This is a genomic window from Acidimicrobiia bacterium (assembly GCA_029210695.1).
Lineage (GTDB): Bacteria > Actinomycetota > Acidimicrobiia > Spongiisociales > JAHEDJ01 > JAHEDJ01.
This window is the reverse complement of record JARGFH010000119.1, coordinates 1-4,366: the sequence shown is the minus strand read 5'-3', so window position 1 is coordinate 4,366 and position 4,366 is coordinate 1. Positions and strand designations below refer to the sequence as shown.

3 protein-coding genes are annotated in these 4,366 nt (G+C 62.4%); all 3 read left to right on the top strand.

All coding sequences use genetic code 11. The annotated features are described in order from the left end of the window. Positions 1-794 precede the first annotated feature (794 nt). The 3 genes from P1T08_18340 to P1T08_18330 all read left to right on the top strand — a co-directional run bounded on the left by P1T08_18340 (position 795) and on the right by P1T08_18330 (position 3,794). Positions 795-992 carry a hypothetical protein gene (locus P1T08_18340; GenBank protein ID MDF1598035.1) on the top strand — a complete coding sequence of 66 codons (198 nt, stop codon included), beginning with the start codon at positions 795-797 and terminating at the stop codon, positions 990-992. Further along, complete coding sequence (locus P1T08_18335) at positions 992-2,641, top strand: recombinase family protein (protein ID MDF1598034.1); 1,650 nt, start codon at positions 992-994, stop codon at positions 2,639-2,641. The genes P1T08_18340 and P1T08_18335 overlap by 1 nt, the downstream gene beginning before the upstream one ends. A gap of 547 nt (positions 2,642-3,188) precedes the next feature. Further along, a complete protein-coding gene (locus tag P1T08_18330; protein MDF1598033.1) occupies positions 3,189-3,794 on the top strand; it encodes an NYN domain-containing protein in 606 nt (201 codons plus the stop codon). Positions 3,795-4,366: the final 572 nt, after the last annotated feature.

Below are 4,366 nucleotides of genomic sequence, written 5' to 3'. Positions count from 1 at the left end.
CCGCGCCGCGGCCCCACTCCCACGCGCCCTGACAACACCAACCAAACCACCCAGGGCTTGACACAGGAAGTGTTGCATGTGCGTGTGGTGTTGACAGGGTTCTGTGCGCGATCGCGCTGTGCGCTGGCGATGTCTGTCGAGTCAGGTGCTCTTGCCTCGTGGTCGGTGGTGGATGGTGCATCGGATGGTCCTTTCGCCTGGGGTTCGGTTCTGCGGGTTTCCCTGGTGGAGCGCTTTGGTGGCTTCTCGAGACGAGCTGTGTGTCCTTGGGGTTGAGATCCCGGAGTTCATTGCCTGATTCGCCGTTGGGGAGTGGCCTGGGCTGTCGAGTGCCCGATTGGAGGGGTCCCCCGTGCCCTTTGGCGATCGCTGGCACGTTGGGGCACAGAGGGCATCTCGCCGCTTCTCTTTGCTGTCGGGAGGAGCTTTGCCTGCCGATACGCCAGCTGCGCCGACAAGCTCGCCCCTCCGCCGACGGGGGTCTGGTCGAGAAGGTGAGCGGATGGCACAGGACACGCCAAGATGTTCGCCGGTAGCCCTGTCACTACGATCTCAGGAACCCTCCAATTTCGCGGTCATGGTCCAGATCCGAGCATCTGACCCTCTCACCAGAGTGTTATGAGAGTGTCTGTAACCCTTTCATCAGAGTTTCGACAGAGTTGCTCTGTCCCGGTCGCCCCTTCACAGCACGTCCGGTGTTTCGGCAGAACATGAGGCGGCGGTGCGGATCAGCCGGCCGGCCGTGACAGGGTGTTTGGCATTCTGCTGAAAGGGTCGTATCGCAGCATGCGGGTATGGAACAGTCTGCGGCGCCGGGTGTCGATCGGCAGTACAGCGAGCCGGCCGGGATCGTCATGGACGCCACCGGTCCCCCGGTTCTCAACGAGGCTGCAGCTGGAGTTCTGCTCCGCATCCTGCTGCGCGCCGCTGAACGGCACGGTATGGCGAATGTCACACACCTGGGTGCCCTTCGGGTACGCTCGGATTCGTAATGCGATTCGCGTTCTACGGCAGGGTCTCCACCGAAGACCAACAAGACCCCGAATCATCGCGCAACTGGCAACTCGCCCGATCCCGCCAACTCATCGACCCGGCCGGCGGCGAAATCATCACCGAATTCTTCGACATCGGCCAGTCCCGGTCCTTGCCCTGGTCGCGAAGGCCAGAAGCCACCAAACTCCTTCAAGCTCTCGCCGACCCGGACCGGGGATTTGACAGTGTGGTGATCGGCGAACCCCAACGGGCGTTCTATGGCAACCAGTTCGGACTCACCTTCCCCGTCTTCGTCCACTACGGGATCGGATTGTGGGTGCCTGAAGTTGGCGGAGCGGTCGACCCAGGATCGGACGCTCACGAAATGGTCATGAACCTGTACGGTGGCATGAGCAAAGGCGAACGCAACCGCATCAAAACCAGGGTCCGCACCGCGATGGCCGCCCAGGCAGCCATCGAAGGCCGATTCCTCGGCGGAAGGCCACCCTACGGCTACGTGTTGACCGACGCTGGCCCGCACCCCAACCCTGCCAAGGCTGCCGCTGGCCAACAGCTCCGGCGGCTCGAACCCGACGCCAAAGCGGGTCCGGTGGTGCAGAGGATCTTCACCGAGTTCCTTGCCGGCCGGGGCCTGTTCGCCATCGCCGAGAGACTCACCGCAGATGGGATCCTCTCCCCGTCCGGACATGATCCGGCTCGCAACCGTCACCGCTCGAGCGGTGGAGGCGCCTGGTCGAAGTCGGCGGTTCGGGCCATTCTCAAGAATCCCCGTTACACCGGGTACCAGGTATGGAACCGCCAGGGCCGCCACGAGATCCTCATTGACGTGAATGACGTCGCCCTCGGCCATGACACCAAGATGCGATGGAACGACCCCAGCCAATGGGTCTGGTCTGAGGATCCGACCCATGCCGCCATCATCTCCGTCGAGACCTTCAATGCGGCCCAGGACATATTTGCGGGCTCCCAACGTGCCGCGCTCCGCCGGAATCGCACCAAACACACCTACGTGCTCTCAGGGCTGGTCCGCTGCGCTCTCTGTGACCGCAGAATGCAAGGATCATGGAACAACGGCAAGCCGTACTACCGCTGCAAGTTCCCCACCGAATACGCCGTGAGGGAGAAACAACACGCCAAGACCATCTACGTGCGTGAGGACGCCATCGTGCCGGGACTCGATACCTGGATCGGCGGCCTCTTCGACGATGACCACATCGATACCACCACCCAGGCACTGGCCGCCGCCAGCGGGGCCGCCCCAGACGACGACCAAGGTCGCATCCTTCAGCTGCGCCGCCAGCTCAAAGAATGCGACACCAAACTCGCCAAGTACCGGGCACTCCTCGAACACGACAGCGACATCACCGTCGCCGCCACCTGGATCGCCGAAGTCGAACGAGAACGCAGAAACCTCGAACGAGAACTCGGCCGCAAACCCACCCCACGCAAACTCACCGAGAACGAAATCAAGGCACTCGTCGCCCAGCTACGCGACATCGTGGCGGTACTGGCCGATGCCGACCCGGCCGACAAGCGGGCCATCTACGAAGAACTCGGTGTCAACCTCACCCACTACCCCGACGGGCGGGTACACGTAGGCGCAGGAGAACCCCATGTACTTGGGGTTCGTGTCGGAGGGGGGACTTGAACCCCCACGCCCATTTAGGGCACTAGGCCCTCAACCTTGACAGTGACTATTCTCAACTTCTCTCAGTGGTCGCCAACAGCGTTGATCATCACTCGAAACTCCAATCCCCAGTTGGGGTTTCGAACGATTCGAGTCTTCCATTATCTCTCATCGACTCTCGTCACTTTCCATGGTTGGTGGCACCTCCGGGCACCTAATCGGGCACCTGATCGGGCACCTCGTCGAACCCGTCTTCCGTCCGCTACCAGGCGCCGGCTCCATGTCAGCGATCTCATCGGCCAGAGCAGACGAACAAGGGCTTGGTGACACGGTGGAAGGGAGCCGGTCGGGCGACATTGCGCCGTGGGGCAGATCAACCCAAGTGAACCCTTCCCTACGTGGGGAATCGACAAGAATTGTGGAGATCGACCTTCCCCGTGGCCCGGATTGTCGAACATTGGGCTTGACTCCTACCCCCCGATTGCCGATATAGTGGTCACGAATACTCCCCGCCGTCCGGACCCTCCGGGGTCCGCACTGGCGGGGCTTTCAATCCCAGGGAGCATCGATGGCGGAACGGGTGGTGGTCTTTGTCGACTACCAGAACGCCTATCGCGCCGCCCGCAACGCCTTCCATGACCACCTGACTGATCCGCACTGGGCCGGTCAAATCCACCCGACGGCTCTCGGAGCACTCATCATCAGGCTCAGCGGCGAATCCGACCGGGTATTGCACCAGGTCCGCATGTACCGCGGCCTACCTAGCAGCGCCAAAGACCCGAAAGGCTACGGAGCAGCGAGACGCCAGATCGCCGCTTGGAACAAACTCCCCCACGTCGCCGTGACGGCGCGGCCGCTTCGCTACCCCCGGGACTATCCAGCCTCCAAACCGGAGGAGAAGGGCATCGACGTCCAGATCGCCCTCGACTTCGCCATGATGGCCGTACGCGGCGAGTACGACGTCGGAGTACTCATGTCGGGCGACACTGACCTGCTGCCCGCCCTCGAGGAAGTCATTCGACTCAATCAGCCAACCGCTGAGGTTGCCGCGTGGAGGCCACCAACCGGTCAAGGACGCCGACTCCGTCTCAAGAACTCACGCCTCTACTGTCACTGGATCGACCATCACGCCTACACCTCCATCCAGGACAACACCGACTACACGACACGCTGACCAATCTGCAACCGCCACTTCGAGGGCATCCAGTACAAGGCACCAAAACGAGGTGCCATAGCGGGGCGCCATCGCGTAGGGCGGGATATTGCTCGGGATTGACCCGATATGTGCGGATTGGGCTGAATGGCGTGGTGCGTCGGTTGCTCCCAGAGGGGTGAGAATTGGCCGGTAACCAGGAACGTCCGGGGTTGTCTTCACCACATGGGCGTTCTGATCGACAATTGTCCAAGCACTGTCCATGGCCGTCCGCACCAGTCCACCGTGAATAGCTCCCAACTTGGCTCTGACCGAGGGGGGGACCGTTGGGTACCCGTACGGTGGTGCCGCCGACTCTCCGTCGTAGGCGCTCCTTGTAGCCGGCGAAACGGAGGCTGCGGTTGTGGGGTGGGTCGGCTGTGTTCCTCCCGGAGGTTGCTACCGGTCGACTCGACCAGATCGGCGCGGGAGTATGACCGGTGATAGCGGGTCGACGGGGCCGTAGTCTGATGCGGTACCGTTCGGGGTGTGACGCCCGAGGAACGCATCATCGACTTCGCCCTTGCTGCGGTGGCAGAAGGCATATCCGGCTA

Coding starts and splice junctions, on each gene's coding strand:
- P1T08_18335 (MDF1598034.1), top strand. CDS start 992: ATGCGATTCGCGTTCTACGGCAGGGTCTCCACCGAAGACCAACAAGAC.
- P1T08_18330 (MDF1598033.1), top strand. CDS start 3,189: ATGGCGGAACGGGTGGTGGTCTTTGTCGACTACCAGAACGCCTATCGC.
- P1T08_18340 (MDF1598035.1), top strand. CDS start 795: ATGGAACAGTCTGCGGCGCCGGGTGTCGATCGGCAGTACAGCGAGCCG.